Here is a 16,753-nt window from a genome sequence, read left to right on the forward strand (position 1 = left end):
TCATGGAGTTGTTAAACGGCATGGTTCGGTTTTTACAGGAAGGCGGCGTATTTATTTACCCTATCGCCTTTATCCTGGTGCTTGGCATCGTTATTGCCGTTGAACGCTGGTGGTTTTTACGCAGTGTGTATGGCGTAAACCAGCGCGCTATGGCGCAGGTACAAAGTGCAGTAGCACAGGCCGACACCAGCCGCATTGTACAACTGGCCGCCAGCAGTAGTGCTCCAATTCTGGCGATGCTGGCCAGTGGCGTACACCGGCTGCGCTCATCGTCCAAGCGTGAAGATATGGAGTACGCGATGGAAGAAGTGGTACTGGAATACAGTCTGCGTCTGCAAAAACGCACACCTTTTCTGGCCACCCTGGCCAACGTAGCCACTTTGCTTGGCCTGCTGGGGACCATTATGGGTTTAATTGCCGCGTTTTCGGCGGTAGCCAATGCTGATCCTTCAGAGAAAGCCAGCTTGCTGTCATCGAGTATTTCGGTAGCAATGAACACCACCGCCTTTGGCCTTATTACCGCCATTCCACTGGTGTTTGTCCATGCCTTACTGCAGGGCAAAACAGCCAGCATTATCGATACCATGGAAATGGTCGGCATTAAGCTGATGAACAGTATTGCCAAACAAACTGATGGTGGCGCGGATGATAAAAAGGCGTAAAGCACCCCTTGCCGATGCCGAGCTTGATATCACGTCCTTTATGAACCTGATGATCGTGCTGGTGCCGGTATTACTGCTAAGCCTGGTGTTTGCGCAAATTCGCGTGCTGAATATTCAGCTGCCGCCATTAAGCGAACAGCAACTGCAGCAAGAGCAAGAACAGCCGCAGCAACTGGAACTGGAAATTCACGCCGACAGGCTGCGGCTGAATTATCCGGCCGGTGAACCGCTGCGGGTATTTGAACTGACAGAGCAAGGCAGGCTGGATTTTGCCGCGCTTAGCCTGTATTTACAGGATTTAAAGCTAACCTTTTCGCAAAAACAGATAAAAAAACAAGATATTACCATTCTGGCACCCGACGATCTGGACTACCAGACGCTGGTAACGGCAATGGACACCGTGCGCTCGTTTAAAGCCGTGGTAGCCGCGCAGTTGGTAGATGCAGAGCTATTTCCGCAAATATCACTGGGCGAGTTACCCAAAGCGGAGGGCAGTGAATGAAAATGTCATTTCGCGCCAAACGCTTAGAGCGGCAGAACCAACGTTTGGCGCAGGCTGGTAAACTGAACCTGGTCGCGCTGATGGATATTTTCACCATACTGGTATTCTTTTTAATGGTGAACCAGTCTGAAGTTAAAGTGCTGCAAAGCAATAAAGAGATCAACTTACCGCGTTCAGTATCTGAGCAGTTACCCAGCGAAAAAGTGATGTTAACCATTACCACCAACGGTGTGCTGGTGCAGGGTAAACCGGTGTGGCAGGGCGATTGGCAGCAAGACAGCAACAACTGGCTGCCTGAGCTTACTGAGGCGTTAACTGTCGAGCTGAATTATCTGGCCAACCGGGCCGGGCCTTTAGCGCCAGAGCAACAGCCGGTTGGCCGGGCGCTGACGATACTGGGTGATGCTGCTACGCCTTATGCGCTGCTGCGCCAGTTAATGGCTATTTGTGCTGCTACCGAATACCGCGATTTATCGCTGGCGGTGGAAGCTATGGCGCCAGCTGTGGAGGCGCCATGACAGCAGCGATCCTGACTGACAGCAGTTGGCAATTTGAAGATAAGCGCTTTTACCGGCTGTTATGGCTGGGTTTTGCGCTATGGCTGATATTTGCGGTACTGATACCCGCGCTGACAGTGCCAGAGCGTAGCCGGCAAGTACAGGAGCAACTGCCGCCGCAGCTGGCGCGGGTAGTGCTGGAAGAGCGCAAAGCCCCACCGCCACCAGAGCCGCCACCCGTGCAGGAACCGTTGCCACAGCCAAAACCCGAGCCGGTTGCCGTAACCGAACCTGTGCCCGCCGTCGCTGAACCGGTAAAGCCGGACCCACAACGTGCGCGTGAACAGGCGCAGCAGGCCGGTTTGCTGGCAATGAAAGATGATTTGGCAGAGCTTAGGCAAAGCTTTCTGCTGAACAATACCGCACCACAGGTAAAAAGCAGCGGTGAACAACAAGCTACCCAGGTAGAGCGTAAGCTGCTGCGCAATGACGCCAGTAAACAATTTGCGGCGGCGCAGGCGGCTGCAGTGGCTGGCGATATAGCACGTTCTGAACTGGCTGATACCGGCACGACCGCGCTGGCCGAAGCTGAACTAAAGGGCTTATCGGCCACCGGCAGCGCTGAGCAGCAAAGCCGCAGCAATGCCAATGCCAGCACTAACAGCGCCGGGCAGGGCCGCTCAGAAGCGGCTATCCGTCGGGTGCTGGAAGCAAATAAAAGCAGCTTGTACACGCTGTACAGCCGGGCTTTACGTGCTAACCCTTTACTAAAAGGCAAGGTGGTGTTTGAGCTGGTTATTAAGCCAGACGGTAGCCTGGCAGAAGTTACCATAGTGCAAAGTGAGCTTAACGACAGCAAGCTGGAGCGGCAGTTGGTGCTGCGCTTAGGTTCCGTTAATTTTGGTGCTGAAGCTGTAGCTTTAACCCGTTCACGGTGGACAGTAGAATTTTTACCGGGCTGATAACACAGCCGGAGGTGATAAAAATGCGTTATCTAGGCTATGTCAGAGTAATGGTTTTTGGCAGTTTGCTCTTTGCTGCGATGGCGCAGGCCGGTTCACTGGAGCAGGCAAAAAGGCTGCATGACCGTATCGCAGGTGTACCGGCAGATGCCGCCACCTTAAGCCAGATGCAGGCGCTGATTGATGGCGGTAATGCCACGGCGGCAGCGGAGCTGGCCATGCAGCACCCGGATTTTTACCGCACAACGCTGAAGTTATTTGCCTCAGCGGCAACCAACCGCGAGCTGGATGTGTTCGAGCCGCTGAACGATTACAGCGCCACCGTGATCGGTCTGGTGCGAGATGATGTAGATTTTCGCCAGTTGCTGCAAACCGACATTTTATATGTCGGTGCCGACAGCCTGGGTTTACCGCAGTATCAAAGTAACAATAACGAACACTATCTGGCGCTGGAGCGCGAAGCCGTCGATTTAGCCCAGCACTTACAGCCTCGGGCGCAAAGCACGTTAAATGGTATTCCGGCAGATGCAGCCGCGGGGGTAATGACCAGTCGCGCCGCCGCGAAGGCATTTTTTTACCTTGGCACTAACCGCGCCATGTTTCGTTTTACGCTGATGAGCCAACTGTGCACCGACTTAGAGCCGCTGCAGGATATCACCACGCCAACCGACCGGATCCGGCAGGATGTCAGCCGCAGCCCCGGTGGTGACAGCCGTATTTTTAACAACCGCTGTGTCGGCTGTCACGCCGGCATGGACTCGTTGGCGCAAGCCTTTGCCTATTACGATTATCAGTTTACTGATGAAAGCGGCAGCAACGGCCGGGTTTTTTATCAGCAAAGCGGCACGCAAAATGAAAGCACCCAAAGCCGGGTGCAACCCAAATACCATATCAATGCCGGCACCTTCCCTTATGGCTTTCGCACACAGGACGACAGCTGGACTAACTACTGGCGCGAAGGACAAAACCAGGCGCTGGGCTGGGATAACAGCCTGCCGGGTGAAGGTAACGGCGCCAGAAGCCTGGGTCAGGAGCTGGCCAACAGCGCTGCTTTTGCTCAGTGCCAGGTAAAAAAGGTATTTCGTACGGTGTGCCTGCGCGAGCCGGAAAACCTCAGTGATGTGGCTGCACTGCACAGCATTACCGACAGTTTTCGCAGTGGCGGTTACCGCCTGAAACAGGTGTTTGCCGACACCGCTACTTATTGTATGGGAGACTAACCGATGAAGTTATTTTTACTCCCATTACTGGCGTTAAGCCTGTTGTTAGCCGGTTGCGGTGGGGCAGAAGTAGAGCAAAACCCGCCACCACCGGTACAGGAAGACAATGTTAATTACACCGGGCCTGCACCGCAAACGGCTGATATCCAGCTGTTTAAACTTACGCTGTGGGATAATATCGCCGCCGGTAACCGCTGCGGTGCCTGTCATGTTGCCGGTAATACCGCGCCATTTTTTGCCCGTAACGACGATATTAACCTGGCCTATGCTGCTGCCACCCCGCTGGTTAATCTGGCCGATCCGGCGCAATCGCTGCTGGTAACTAAACTGGCCGGTGGCCATAATTGCTGGCAGGCCAGCGACAGTGCCTGTGCCGACACTATGGCGCAGTGGGTGCGTAACTGGGCTAACAGCACCGACACCCAAAGCGCTACCGTAACCCTGGTTGCGCCGCCGGTGCGCGAGCCCGGTGCCAGCAAAGCGTTGCCGGACGATGCCACCTTGTTTGGCGGTTCGGTGTATCCGCTGCTGCGCCAGCACTGTGTAAACTGCCACGCGCCGGATGCACCACAAACCCAGTCGCCATTTTTTGCCGACAGCGATCTTGCCGCGGCCTATCAGGCCAGCCGTAAACTGATTAACCTCGACAGCCCAGAACTGTCGCGCTTTGTTGCCCGGCTGGCGGGAGAGTTTCATAACTGCTGGTCAAACTGTGACGATGATGCGGCCACTATGCTGGCAGCGGTGCGCCAGATAGCCGACAGTGTTGAGCTAACTGAACTTGACCCGGCATTAGTGCCGTCTAAGGCTTTGCGGCTGGACGATGGTGTGGTGGCCTCCAGTGGTGGCCGCTTTGAAGCTAACCAGATTGCGTTTTATCAGTTTAAAACCGGCAGTGGCGCTATTGCCTACGACACCTCAGGCGTAGAGCCAGCGGCAAATTTAAGCCTGCAGGGTGATATTGGCTGGGTAACCGGCTGGGGTATTCAGATTAACAGTGGCCGGGCGCAGGCCAGCACGCAAAATAGCAACAAGCTGGCCCGGCTTATCAGCGCCACCGGTGAAATGACGGTAGAAGCCTGGGTAGTGCCGGCTAATGTGACGCAGGAAGGCCCGGCCGCTATTGTCAGCTATGCTGGCAGCAGCACCGAGCGTAACTTTACGCTGGGCCAGACACAGTACAACTACAACTTTTTACTGCGCTCTGCCGCCACGGATTTTGCCGGTTTGCCGGCATTAAGCACAGCAGATGCCGATCAACTGCTGCAGGCTACATTGCAGCATGTGGTGCTGACACAAGACCCGGTAAACGGCCGGCGCATTTATATCAATGGCCAGGACAGCGGTGCGCGCGACACCGCAGATGCTATCCGTAACTGGGATGACAGCTATGCGCTGATTGTCGGTAACGAAGCCAACGGCAACCGCCAATGGCAGGGCACCATGCGCTTGCTGGCTATTCACAATAAAGCCTTAACTGCAGCGCAAATTCAGCAAAACTATAATGTTGGTGTCGGGCAGAAGTTTTACCTGTTATTTGGCGTTGGCGAGCTGATTAACCTGCCCGACAGTTATATTGTGTTTGAGGTAGCCCAGTTTGATAATTACTCTTATCTGTTTAACTCGCCCTATCTGGTAAATCTGGAGGGGCGCAGCCTGCCACAGGCACTGACGATTAGCGGCATGGCGATAGGCATTAACGGTCAAGAAGCGGTAACCGGCCAGAGCTGGCTAAAACAACGTTTTAACCTGGCATCCGGCACGCCACTGTCAGAAGGGGCCGAGTTGTCGGCGCAGGGCACTATTATTGCTGCTGAGCAAGGCGCGGCCAGCGACGAGTTCTTTTTATCGTTCGGCCGTATTGGCGAGCTGGAAAATGTGCGCACCGGCATCAGTGTGCCGGTGCAACAGATTACCGCCAGCACCAGAGAGAGTAGTGATATTGGCCTGAGAACCTTTGCAGAAATTCATGCCAGTATGAGCGCGCTGACCGGCGTAGCACAAGAACAAAGCGCGGTAGCAGACATTTACCAGACCATACAGCGGCAGTTACCGGCAGCTGAGGCTATCGATACCTTTGTCTCGGCGCAGCAGATGGCGATCACGCAGTTAGCTATCGCTTACTGTAATGCCGCTATTGAAGATACCAGTTTGCGCCAAAGCTGGTTCCCGGCGGCAGATTTTAGTGCCAGCCCGGCTATCACCTACAGCCTGGCTAACCGGCCGTTGGTTGTGCAGCCGCTACTTAACCGGTTAATGCCGTTGTCACCGGCAAGCTCAGCATCGCCGGCCGATGTTGAAGCTGAACTGGATGCGCTGATCACCCGCTTAAGCACCTGCAGCGGCGCTTGTAGCAGTGACCGCAGCCTTACCATTGCCAAAGCGGCCTGTACTGCGGTACTGGCCAGTGCAGAACTGCTGGTGCAGTAGGAGATAAAAGATGAAAAGAGCAAAACCTTTGCACCCCGACAGCCCGTTGCTGCATGCCTGCCACAGTAAACCGGTAAGCCGACGCGACTTTATCGCCTGTGGTTTAAGTTACGGCGCTGCAGTGCTAACCACTGGCTCGGTATTTGGCATGTTTGCTAACCCCGGTAAAGCACAGGCGCAGTTATCACCTGATTTAGAAGCGCTAAAACAGCTGTGCGGTATTAATGTGCAGGGCGCTGGTAAAATTCCGTTTATTTGCTTCGACTTAGCCGGTGGCGCCAATATTGCCGGTTCTAATGTGTTGGTGGGCGGTGCAGGGGGCCAGCTCGATTTTTTATCGGTGCAGGGCTACAGTAAACTGGGCCTGCCGCCGGATATGGTGCCAACAGCAGTTAATGCCGCTAACCCGGCCGGGGGCTTTGTTAATAATCAGCTGGGGTTGGCGTTTCACAGCGATTCACAAATGCTGGCCGGCATTTTAGAGCGTACCACTTTGGCTACCCAAGCCATGACCAATGGCGCTGTGTTACCGTCACGCTCGGAAAACGATACCGGCAATAACCCGCATAACCCGATGTACGCTATTGCCAAAGCCGGTGCCAGCGGTTCATTAATGCCATTGGTAGGGTCGCGCAATTCAGATTCCGGCGCTAACTCTATGGCACCAATGGAGTTTTATAATGCCGAACTGCGGCCGACCAAAATTGACCGGCCAAGTGATGTTACCGGCCTGGTTGATGTTGGCGATTTGTTCGGCCTGTTAAACCAAAATGATGCCGTGGCGGTGATGGAATCTGTGCAGCGCATCAGCGACAGCAAACTAAGCCGGGTTAATACCAATATCAGCCGCGATGCGGTGATTAAAGATCTGATCCGCTGTGGTTATGTAAAAAGTGCTGATCTGGCCGATCGCTTTGGTAACCCGGCGACACTGGATCCGGCCGCTGATGTGGATATTGTCGGTGCGGCCGGTATTTTTAGCGCGGCAGAATTTAACGGCGATGCCGAGTTTCGTAAAACCGCTTCGGTAATGAAGCTGGTGGTAAATGGCTTTGCCGGTGCGGGTTCCATCACCATTGGGGGTTACGACTACCACACCGGTGAACGCGGTACCGGTGAGCTGCGCGATTTACGCGCCGGCCGTTGTATTGGCGCCTGCCTGGAATATGCCGCAAGAATGAACCAGCCGCTGATGATTTATGTGTACAGTGATGGCTCGGTAGACAGCAACGGCCGTATTGACGATTCAGAAGCAGGTCGGGGTAAAGGCGAGTGGACTGGCGATAACTCCTCCACTGCTGCCTCTTTTCTGCTGGTATACAGCCCCAATGGCCGCCCCTCTTTGCTGGGTGGTACCACGGCGGAGCAGGCCAGACATCAGCAAATTGGCTTTATGCGGCCGGATGCGTCGGTAGAAACCGGCTCATCGGTGGCAGCGAACAACGTTAACCTGCTGGTGCAAACAGTGCTGTTAAACTATCTGGCACTAAGCGGTGAGCAAAACCGTCTGGCCGAAGTGGCACCGTTTCATGGTTTAGGTAATGCTGCCAGTATTGACCGCCTTACAGCATTTGAGCCTATTGTTTAGCTATTTTTTTGCAGCGGCAGGCAAAGTGGCTTCGCCGGGCTTATAGTTGATGTCTGTGCGTTTTATTGCAGGGTGCATAATGAAAGGGTTTCTGGCGCTTATTGTTAGCTGCATTCTTAGCCAGCCGGTATACAGCTGCACTTTACGTATGGGCATTGAAACCAGCTTCGCACCTTACATCATGCAGCACGGCGACAGCTGGCGAGGTATGAATGTTGAGCTGCTGCAACGGTTGGTGCAAGAGATAGGCTGCGAGCTTGAGTTTATTCACAGCCCCTGGCTGCGTTCGTTAAAGCTAATCGAGCAGGGCGAGCTGGATGTGTTAAGCCACCTTAGCTATAACGCTGAACGCAGCAAACAGTTTGCTTTTATTGGCCCGCATCAGCAGGAAACCATTTATCTGGTAGGTTTGCCGCGTGCTTTCCCCGGCCTTACTGCGGTAGAGCAATTACAAAACAGCGGCACCACCGGCATTATCGCGCTGCTAAATGGGGCTTATTACGGTGACAAGCTGGACAGCATTTTAAATGATGCAAAAAACCGCACCCGTTTTGTGTTTATCCGCGGTAACGAAGATAAGCAGGCATTATTACTCAATGGCCGGGTGCACGGTGTGCTGGAAGACATTGCGGCTTACCATTACTGGAAAGTACAGCCAGGTTTACCCACGGCAGATTACATACCGTTGTTTCAGGTGCATCAGAGCATGGTGTATTTTGGCTTTAACCTTCGCACCATTAGCAGCATACAGTTACAACAATTAGCGCAGGCCTGGCAAAAACTGTACGCAGACGGCACTCTGGCCGCTATTGTGCAGCGTTATCCGCTGTCCGGTTATCAGATTAAACTGCCCAAACCCGCTTCTTTATTGCCTGCAACAGAATAAACCAGCAGGCAACTCAGGGTTGGCTCAGGCCGCTGGAAAAATGCATTTGCCGCTCTGCGGTAATAAATATGGCGTCATAACCATCGATTTGTTCAATCAGTGCCATACCCTGCTTTAATCCCAATACAAATAATGTGGTAGATAATGCATCGGTTTGGGTGGTGTCAGCACCGGTCACTGTTACGCTAAGCAGGCCGGTAGCACTTTGGCCGGTTTTAGGGTCCAGAATATGATGGTAGCGCACACCATCTTCAATAAAGTAACGTTCATAATCGCCTGATGTGCTGATAGCACTGTTTTCCAGTGGTAACTGGGCGGCGTATTTATCGTCCTGGCGCGGGTGTTTAATGGCTACCAGCCAGGGTTTGCCTCTTTTATCGCCCAACAGGCGGGTATCACCACCGGCAGTAAGCAACGCATTGCTGATGCCATGCTGTGCCAGTAAGGCAATGCTGCGCTCAACCGCATAACCTTTGGCTATGCCGCCCAGATCAATTTTAACGCCAGGCTGGGCAAAGCGGACGGTGTTATTTTTTAGTAGTTCAACGCTCTGATAATTAACATATTGTCTGGCTTTTTGTAGCTCTGTAGCGTCAGGCTTTTTATGGTTACGGTAATCGTAGTAAAAACCGACTGAAGCAAAGGTAATATCAAAAGCACCGTTGCTTTGCTGTGAAATCTGCTTGGCGCGCTGCAATAACTGATACATCTCAGCAGATACCTGCACCGGTTTTTTTGCCGCTTCGCGGTTTAACAGGCTGAGTTCACTGCTGGCAATGTAAGGGCTCATCAGCTGGTTTATCCGCTCAAACTCGGCCTGCACTTCACTGATCAGCTGTTCTGCTTGTTTGCTGTCTTCACTCCACAGCTCAATATAGGCCTGAGTACCCAGTGTCTGAAACGACTTTTGTTGCCACTGCGCATTAGCAGTGGCTGTGAACTGCAGCAAAAACACAGCAATAACAAAACAGAACAGAGCGGGCTGGCGGCATGGTTTCATTAAAAAAGTCATAAATAATATCTGCCAATATCTAAACGAAAATCACTGCAATTCACTGTATCACCTTATGTAATTCATCAGCCAGGCCTAATATAGCTAATGCAGATATTAAATGTATTTCTAATGAAAATATCAATTTATTTGATAAATTTATTATATGTTTGCAAAGCGCTAAACAATCACTATCTTTAATCGCATTATGTAAATGCTCCTTGTATAAATAACCCGCTGTTTGTTTTTGTTATTTGTTTTTACTGTTGTTGGGGACTAAAAGCGCAGTTAAAAGCGCTGCCGGTATTCACTGTTAATCTGAAGTATCGTTCACAGCCAAGAAGGCTGTGTGGTGTTCGTTTGGCTGGAAACACAACATGATAGCAAAGACGTTGTCACAGTTGGCGGTGCAATTAAACCGTTTTTTGCGGCATAACTTCAAACTGGAAGAAGATGTGGTGCTGGTGTCGAACTTAAATGAGGCCGATGGCACCGTATTGACCCAGGTTAATAACAAACTGGTGCTATTTTTAGTTGGCATCGAAAAAGAAGCCGCTTCGCGCAGTAAAACAACATTGCTGGATACCGGCTTTGCCCGCAGTGCTAACAGTGCCCCGCCACTGCATCTGAATTTGTATGTCATGCTGGCCGCCAATTTTAATGGCACTAACTACAGCGATGCGCTGACATTACTGTCGGCCAGTATCAGTTTTTTTCAGCGCAATCCGCTGTTTACTCATCAAAACCTGCCTGATCTTGACCCCTCTATTGAACGGCTGGCGCTGGATATGGAAAACCTGAGCATTCAGGATGCCAGTAACCTGTGGGGCATGTTAAGCGGTAAATACCTGCCATCGGTACTATACAAAGTGCGGATGATTAGCTTTGACGGCGCGGATATTTACAGCCAAAGCAGCTTATTGCGCAAACCGGCCACTGATGTTGGAACTCAGTCATGAGTTACCTGCCTTTATGTCATATTGTGCTGCAGCATCAATATTTTAGTGATGGTTTGGCGCAGCAGCTACGTCTGGTACCTGCAGCTCAAACACAGCGCCACTTACAAAATGCCCAGTTGCTGGTTAAGCCGACAAAACAGGGCGCCGTGTTGCTGCTGGATACCAGCCGTCGCGACATAGCTGCTGCCTGTTGTGAGCCAATTTTGACATTATATTTTTTGTTGTACAGCGACGACCCGCAGTTTGGCAGTTACAGCCTGCCAGTGTTAGAGGCACAACAATTGTTGTACTGCGATAACCGGGCACCGGTGCCGGATGATGCGGCCTTACGTTTACATGCCAAACCGGAGCTTGGCAGCGCAGAGGTAATAAGTGCTAATGATGCGCCAGTGGCCGATGTACTGCCGCCAAAAGGCAAACCCTTACCTGTAATGCTGCTGGCCCTTGATATAACCGCTTTGCACATAACGCAACTTACAGCGGATAACGCAATATCTTATCTGTTGCGGTTTGGCAGCAGGCAAAGTGTCTGGCGCTATTACCTCTGTGGCACAGCCTTTGCGCAACCGCTGCGCATTCAGGATATGGCGCAGCAAACCCATTTTATACAGCAAAACGATACCCGTTTGGCCAATGGCCTTGTGGCGCAGGTATTTGATTCTGCCCAGCCTTTAAAGCTGCAGCAATTCAGCCCGTACCGGTTTCAACTAATAACCACAACACATGGTAGTGAGAAAATTCTGATCAAACGGCTGCCGGTTGCAGTGGCCGGGCAAATCGATAAAGCAGTAGTCAATGGAGTAGCAAGCAACGTGTCGGAAATTTACCTTAACTATTAACCAGAAAGGAACACATCATGGGGCAGATGAAAACGCCAGGCGTTTATATCGTAGAGAAAAATGCCTTTCCCAATTCGGTGGTGGAAGTGGCAACGGCCGTGCCGGCTTTTATCGGCTATACCGAAAAAGCACTGAACGGCAATAAGTCACTGACTAACCAGCCTATGCGTATCAGTTCAATGTCAGAGTTTCATAATTACTTTGGTTTTGCACCGACACCGATGTTTGGTTTGGCCGAAGCCAAGGCGCCGGGCGACAACACCTTCATTGTTGGCGGTAAGTCGTATCAGCTCAGCCACGACAGCGGTAAAAACCTGCTGTACTACGCCATGATGCTGTTTTATCAAAACGGTGGAGGCCCTTGTTACATTGTGTCGGTAGGCAACTACGCAGACGATGTTGAAGGGGCGAAATTAATGGCCGGTATTGATCAACTGATCAAAGAGCAGGAACCGACCATGCTGGTGATCCCCGAGGCGGTGCTACTGGCCGAAGACGATTGTATCGCAGTACAACAAGCGGCACTGGCACACTGTGGCGGCAAAATGCGCAACCGTATTGCTATTTTGGATGTATGGCAGGGGTATAAGCCACGCCAGCACCCGGACGGCGATTGCATTGATAATTTCCGCGGTAAGCTGGGCATTAACTATCTGGATTTTGCCAGCGCTTATTACCCCTGGCTCAACACCACCATAGTGCAGGAACGTGATCTGAGCTATCTGAACCTGACTCCCGCCGATCTGCTACAGCAGTTGCTTAAAACGGAGCGGAACCTGCCAGACGAACTGCCCGCATTGGATGAGAAAGCCACCGCTGCTGATAAAGCAGCCCAGCTAAAACTACAACAACAACTGGATGCCATTAACGATATCAGCAAAGACTGGAGCAAGCTGGATCAAGCTGAAATGGTTGCCAGCCAGATGTTATTGCACAAAAGCTTAAAAGCTATCAGCCCGCTGTACAGCCAGTTACTGGGGCAAATGCGTGATGTGTTAAACCTGCTGCCGCCCGCTGCCGCAATGGCCGGTATTTACACCATGGTGGATAACACCAAAGGTGTGTGGAAAGCCCCGGCTAATGTCAGTTTAAGTGCTGTGGTATCACCGGCGGTAAATATTACCCACGATGAGCAGGAAGATTTAAACGTTAGCACCCAGGGTAAGTCGGTTAATGCCATTCGTACCTTTATTGGCGAAGGCACTCTGGTGTGGGGCGCCCGCACGCTGGATGGTAACAGCCTGGATTGGCGCTACATTAGTGTGCGGCGCACCATGATCATGCTGGAAGAATCTATCCGGCTTGGCACCAAAGCCTATGTATTTGAAAACAATACTGCCAGCACCTGGGTTACCGTTAAAAGCATGATCCGTAATTTTCTTACCGGTATCTGGAAACGTGGCGGTTTAGCCGGTGCGTCACCGGAAGATGCGTTTAGTGTCAGCGTGGGTTTGGGTGAAACCATGACATCAGAAGATATTCTTGAAGGCATTTTGCGTGTCACGGTGTTAGTGGCGCTGATCCGCCCGGCCGAGTTTATTGAAATTACGTTCCAGCAGCAGATGCAGAAATCTTAATTAACTAACCGGTTTATTAAACGAATACAAGGAGCTTAACAATGGCTGATGACGGTTCAACCCAATCCACTTCGGTATGGCCCTTACCGAAGTTTTATTTCCAGGTGAAATGGGACTCTGAAGTAATGTCGTTTCAGGAGGTATCCGGCCTGGATGTCGAGGCGCAAATTATTGAATACCGCGCCGGTGATAACCCGGTGTTTTCTGCCACCAAAATGCCGGGGCTGAAAAAGTCCGGCAACGTGACGATGAAAAAAGGCGTGTATAAATCGGATAACAAATTCTGGGCCTGGTTTAGCCAGATCAAGATGAACACCATCAAGCGTCTGCCCATCACCATCAGTTTGCTGGATGAAGCAGGCGGCACCACGATGGTGTGGACCTTAACCAACGCCTGGCCAACTAAAATCACCGGCACTGATCTGAAGTCAGACGGCAATGAGGTGGCAATAGAAACCATTGAAATTGTGCATGAAGGTATCACCATTGATAACCCGTAACAGGTAATACGCAGTATGAGTGAACTGGCCACGTCAGATTATCCGTTACCGGCGTTTTATTTCCGGGTGAAGTTTGCTTCATCCGGTGATAGCGCCGACACGGCATTTCAGGAAGTGTCGGGTATAGGTGCACAACTGGATACCGAAGATGTGGTGGAGGGCGGTGAAAACCGTTTTGTGCATAAACTGCCCAAAGCGGTCAAGCACGGCAATCTGGTATTAAAACGCGGCATAGCACCAAACAGCTCTTTGCTGGTGCAATGGTGCATTAAGGTGTTTGAACAAGGGGTGGATATAGCCATTACACCGATGACAATCACCGTGGAATTGTTGGATGAAACCGGGCAACCCGCCCGCAGCTGGTCTTTTGTTAACGCTTACCCCGTTAGCTGGCAGGTAGAAGGCTTTAACGCCAGTAAAAACGAGGTGGCCATAGAAAAGCTGGAATTCAGTTATCAGTACGTAAACCGGGAGCGCTAACACTATGCCGATTGAAGTCACCAAACTGATTGTAAAATCTACTCTGCTGGAGCCGCCAAGCGACAGCCCGGCACGCCCACCTTACCCGGCACAGGATTTACAACAATTAAAGCAGGACATCCTGCAGGAATGCCAGCGGCTACTGCAACAGGCGCAGTATGAGCAGAGGCCGCGCTGATGAGTGGCAGTAAGTCGCTGTTAACCATCAGCTGTTGTGACAACAATGGCCAGCCCACGGGCGAAGGGCAGTTTCAGGCCATGATTAACCCGGCCAGCCTGAATCATCAGTTGGGTATTAGTTATAACACCGATAACAGCAACAATCTGCCGGTGGGTAAGTCGGCAGTAGAAAGCAAACTTAGCCAGTACCAGCAAGAAAAACTCAGCTTTGATCTGGTGCTGGATGGCACCGGCGTGGTGCCGGTTTCAGCGCAACAGGAGCCCGATGTCAGCAAGCAGATAAAACAGCTGAAAAACGTGGTGTATCACTATGTTGGGGAAAAACACGAACCCAGCATCGTAAAGCTGCAGTGGGGCCAGAGCTTCAGTTTTGTCGGCCGCTTAAATAGCATGACAGTGGATTACACCCTGTTCAAACCCGGTGGCGACCCGCTACGTGCAAAAATTAAGCTGAATTTCGGCAGCTACATGTCAAACAAACAAGAGGCACTAAAAGCCGACAGGCAATCGCCGGATCTGACGCATCAGGTACTGGTAAAAGCTGGTGATACCCTGCCTAACCTGTGTTACCGCATCTACCGTGACAGCAGTTACTACCTGGCCGTCGCTGAATTTAATCAATTGGACAGTGTCAGCGTGCTTACGCCCGGCCGCCAGTTGTATTTTCCACCACTGAGGTAAGTTATGGCCAATTCCCCGTTACAAGGTGCCGACGGACCGGTAAGGCTTAGCATAACCAGCGATGGCACTGCGCTGGCCGACAGCATCAGTATTATCAGTGTCGATATTACCAAGGCGCTAAACCGGGTGCCGCTGGCTGTGCTGACATTCAGTGACGGCGATATGCCGGCGAAAGATTTTCCACTGTCTAATCAGGCGTCGTTGGTGCCGGGCGCCAAACTGGTGGTCAGTGCCGGTTATAGTGATGATGAACAACAAATCTTTAGCGGCGTAGTGGTAAAGCACAGCCTGGCGATTAGTGGTAATAATCAGGCGCAGCTTATTGTTGAGTGCCGCGACCCTGTTTTTGCTGCCACGCTGGCGCGTACTAATGCCAATTATACCAACATGACCGACAGTGATATCTGGCAGCAACTGGCCGGTAAGTATGCTGTTAGCTGCAATGCTACGGCAACCGCTGAAAGCCATGCCGAGCTGGTGCAATACTACAGCACTGACTGGGATTTTATGCTGCTGCGTGCTGAAGTAAACGGCATGTTGCTGTGCGCCGATGACGGCAAGCTGAGTATAGCGCCGCCGGATACCACTGCAGCAGCGGTACTTTGCGTAACTTACGGTGATGATTTACTCAGCTTTAACGCCAGCCTGGATGCCAGCCAGCAGTTTAGCTCGGTTAAAACAGTTAGCTGGAACCCTGCCAACCAGCAGATCCAAAGCGAAGAAGCCGCCAGTGCAACCCTTACTGCGCAGGGAAATATAGCTGCCGGCACGCTGGCCGATGTCGCAGCAGTAAAAGAATTTCGTTTGCAAAGTAATGCCCCGCTTACTGATGCCAGTTTAACCAGCTGGGCGAAAGCGCAGCAGCTGAAATCCGCACTGGCGCGAATTCGCGGTGAATTGCGCTGTCAGGGCTCTGCGCTGCTAAAACCCGGCGTATTAATTACAGTCAGTGGTGTAGGCGAGCGTTTTAACGGTGACGTTTTTGTGTCTCAGGTGCGGCATATTATTGCAGATGGCGATTGGATATCTCAGGTGAGTTTTGGTATGTCGGCGCAGTGGTTTGCGCAAAATACCGATATCAGCGCCCCCTTAGCTGGCGGCGTGTTACCCGGCGTCAGTGGCTTGCAAATTGGTGTCGTGCAGCAACTGGACAGCGATCCGGCGGGCGAATGCCGCATTCAGGTCAAAGTACCGTTACTGGAGGCTGAAACCGAAGGCATCTGGGCCCGTTTACTGAGTTTTTATGCCTCAAACGGCTTTGGCCAGTTTTGCCTGCCGGAAGTGGGGGACGAAGTGATCCTGGGCTATCTGAATAATGACCCCGGTTATCCGGTGATCCTCGGCAGTGTTTACAGCAGCAATAAACAGCCGCCTTATGCCGCAGCAGCAGATAACAACATTAAAGCTTTTGTCAGCCGCACCAAGCTGACATTGGAGTACGACGAAGAGAAGAAAAAAATCAGTATCTGGACTCCGGCAGGTAATAAAGCCGTGCTGGACGACGACAGTAAAACCATTTTGCTGCAAGACCAGCATGGCAACAAGGTTGAGCTGTCTGACAGCGGCATTTTGCTTGATAGCCCCAAAGACATCAGCTTAAACGCTAAAGGCAAAATCAGTTTGCAGGCGGTGTCTAATATTGAACTGGCCGCCAAAGCCGATTTTAAGGCCGAAGCGCTTAATATCAGCCAGCAGGCCAATGTCGGTTTTACCGCTAAAGGTAATGCCAGCGCCGAATTATCTGCCAGCGGCCAGACCACGGTGAAAGGTGCCATGGTAATGATTAACTAGGAGCTTTG

At 51.8% G+C, this 16,753-nt stretch carries 17 protein-coding genes; 16 read left to right on the forward strand and 1 reads right to left on the reverse strand.

The genetic code is table 11. From position 1 onward, the window contains the following. Nucleotides 1-2: 2 nt before the first annotated feature. The 8 genes from AR688_RS03625 to AR688_RS03660 all read left to right on the forward strand — a co-directional run bounded on the left by AR688_RS03625 (nt 3) and on the right by AR688_RS03660 (nt 8,747). Nucleotides 3-662 (forward strand): MotA/TolQ/ExbB proton channel family protein, encoded by a 660-nt coding sequence (locus tag AR688_RS03625; protein WP_068229238.1) that lies wholly within the window; start codon nt 3-5, stop codon nt 660-662. After that, nucleotides 646-1,164 carry a biopolymer transporter ExbD gene (locus AR688_RS03630; RefSeq protein WP_082694662.1) on the forward strand — a complete coding sequence of 173 codons (519 nt, stop codon included), beginning with the start codon at nt 646-648 and terminating at the stop codon, nt 1,162-1,164. The genes AR688_RS03625 and AR688_RS03630 overlap by 17 nt, the downstream gene beginning before the upstream one ends. Further along, entirely contained in the window at nt 1,161-1,682 is a 522-nt protein-coding gene (locus tag AR688_RS03635; RefSeq protein WP_068229241.1) for an ExbD/TolR family protein, read from the forward strand. The genes AR688_RS03630 and AR688_RS03635 overlap by 4 nt, the downstream gene beginning before the upstream one ends. Then, entirely contained in the window at nt 1,679-2,623 is a 945-nt protein-coding gene (locus AR688_RS03640; protein WP_156420198.1) for an AgmX/PglI C-terminal domain-containing protein, read from the forward strand. Before AR688_RS03635 ends, AR688_RS03640 begins: the two co-directional genes overlap by 4 nt. A gap of 23 nt (nt 2,624-2,646) precedes the next feature. Further along, nucleotides 2,647-3,843, forward strand: coding sequence for a hypothetical protein (locus AR688_RS03645; protein ID WP_068229244.1), 1,197 nt, complete (start codon nt 2,647-2,649; stop codon nt 3,841-3,843). 3 nt (nt 3,844-3,846) lie between these two features. Then, nucleotides 3,847-6,273: a LamG domain-containing protein gene (locus AR688_RS03650; protein WP_068229247.1), complete on the forward strand. Its 2,427-nt coding sequence runs from the start codon at nt 3,847-3,849 to the stop codon at nt 6,271-6,273. Nucleotides 6,274-6,283: 10 nt separating this feature from the next. Then, entirely contained in the window at nt 6,284-7,861 is a 1,578-nt protein-coding gene (locus tag AR688_RS03655; RefSeq protein WP_068229250.1) for a general secretion pathway protein GspF, read from the forward strand. A gap of 79 nt (nt 7,862-7,940) precedes the next feature. Beyond that, complete coding sequence (locus AR688_RS03660) at nt 7,941-8,747, forward strand: substrate-binding periplasmic protein (protein ID WP_068229256.1); 807 nt, start codon at nt 7,941-7,943, stop codon at nt 8,745-8,747. 13 nt (nt 8,748-8,760) lie between these two features. Here the strand turns inward: AR688_RS03660 and AR688_RS03665 are convergent, their stop codons facing one another. Further along, nucleotides 8,761-9,759 (reverse strand): FAD:protein FMN transferase, encoded by a 999-nt coding sequence (locus AR688_RS03665; protein WP_082694663.1) that lies wholly within the window; start codon nt 9,757-9,759, stop codon nt 8,761-8,763. Nucleotides 9,760-10,115: 356 nt separating this feature from the next. Here AR688_RS03665 and AR688_RS03670 point away from each other — a divergent pair, with 356 nt between their 5' ends. Genes AR688_RS03670 through vgrG form a run of 8 tightly spaced genes read left to right on the forward strand, consistent with a single transcriptional unit; the run spans nt 10,116 to nt 16,745 of the window. Beyond that, nucleotides 10,116-10,697: a DUF4255 domain-containing protein gene (locus tag AR688_RS03670; protein ID WP_068229258.1), complete on the forward strand. Its 582-nt coding sequence runs from the start codon at nt 10,116-10,118 to the stop codon at nt 10,695-10,697. Further along, on the forward strand, nt 10,694-11,536 hold the full coding sequence (locus AR688_RS03675) for a hypothetical protein (protein WP_068229260.1): 843 nt from the start codon (nt 10,694-10,696) through the stop codon (nt 11,534-11,536). The genes AR688_RS03670 and AR688_RS03675 overlap by 4 nt, the downstream gene beginning before the upstream one ends. A 17-nt stretch (nt 11,537-11,553) precedes the next feature. After that, entirely contained in the window at nt 11,554-13,113 is a 1,560-nt protein-coding gene (locus AR688_RS03680) for a phage tail sheath family protein (protein ID WP_068229263.1), read from the forward strand. A gap of 41 nt (nt 13,114-13,154) precedes the next feature. After that, nucleotides 13,155-13,613, forward strand: a complete 459-nt coding sequence (locus AR688_RS03685) for a phage tail protein (protein WP_068229268.1) — start codon at nt 13,155-13,157, stop codon at nt 13,611-13,613. A gap of 15 nt (nt 13,614-13,628) precedes the next feature. Continuing rightward, a complete protein-coding gene (locus AR688_RS03690) occupies nt 13,629-14,093 on the forward strand; it encodes a phage tail protein (protein ID WP_068229271.1) in 465 nt (154 codons plus the stop codon). Nucleotides 14,094-14,097: 4 nt separating this feature from the next. Beyond that, a complete protein-coding gene (locus AR688_RS20105; protein WP_156420199.1) occupies nt 14,098-14,271 on the forward strand; it encodes a DUF5908 family protein in 174 nt (57 codons plus the stop codon). After that, nucleotides 14,271-14,954: a CIS tube protein gene (locus AR688_RS03695; protein WP_082694664.1), complete on the forward strand. Its 684-nt coding sequence runs from the start codon at nt 14,271-14,273 to the stop codon at nt 14,952-14,954. The genes AR688_RS20105 and AR688_RS03695 overlap by 1 nt, the downstream gene beginning before the upstream one ends. Nucleotides 14,955-14,957: 3 nt before the next feature. Next, complete coding sequence (gene vgrG, locus AR688_RS03700; RefSeq protein ID WP_068229274.1) at nt 14,958-16,745, forward strand: type VI secretion system tip protein VgrG; 1,788 nt, start codon at nt 14,958-14,960, stop codon at nt 16,743-16,745. Nucleotides 16,746-16,753: the final 8 nt, after the last annotated feature.

Origin of the sequence: Rheinheimera sp. EpRS3 (assembly GCF_001513785.1) — a bacterium.
In the GTDB taxonomy this organism is placed as follows: Bacteria; Pseudomonadota; Gammaproteobacteria; order Enterobacterales; family Alteromonadaceae; genus Alishewanella.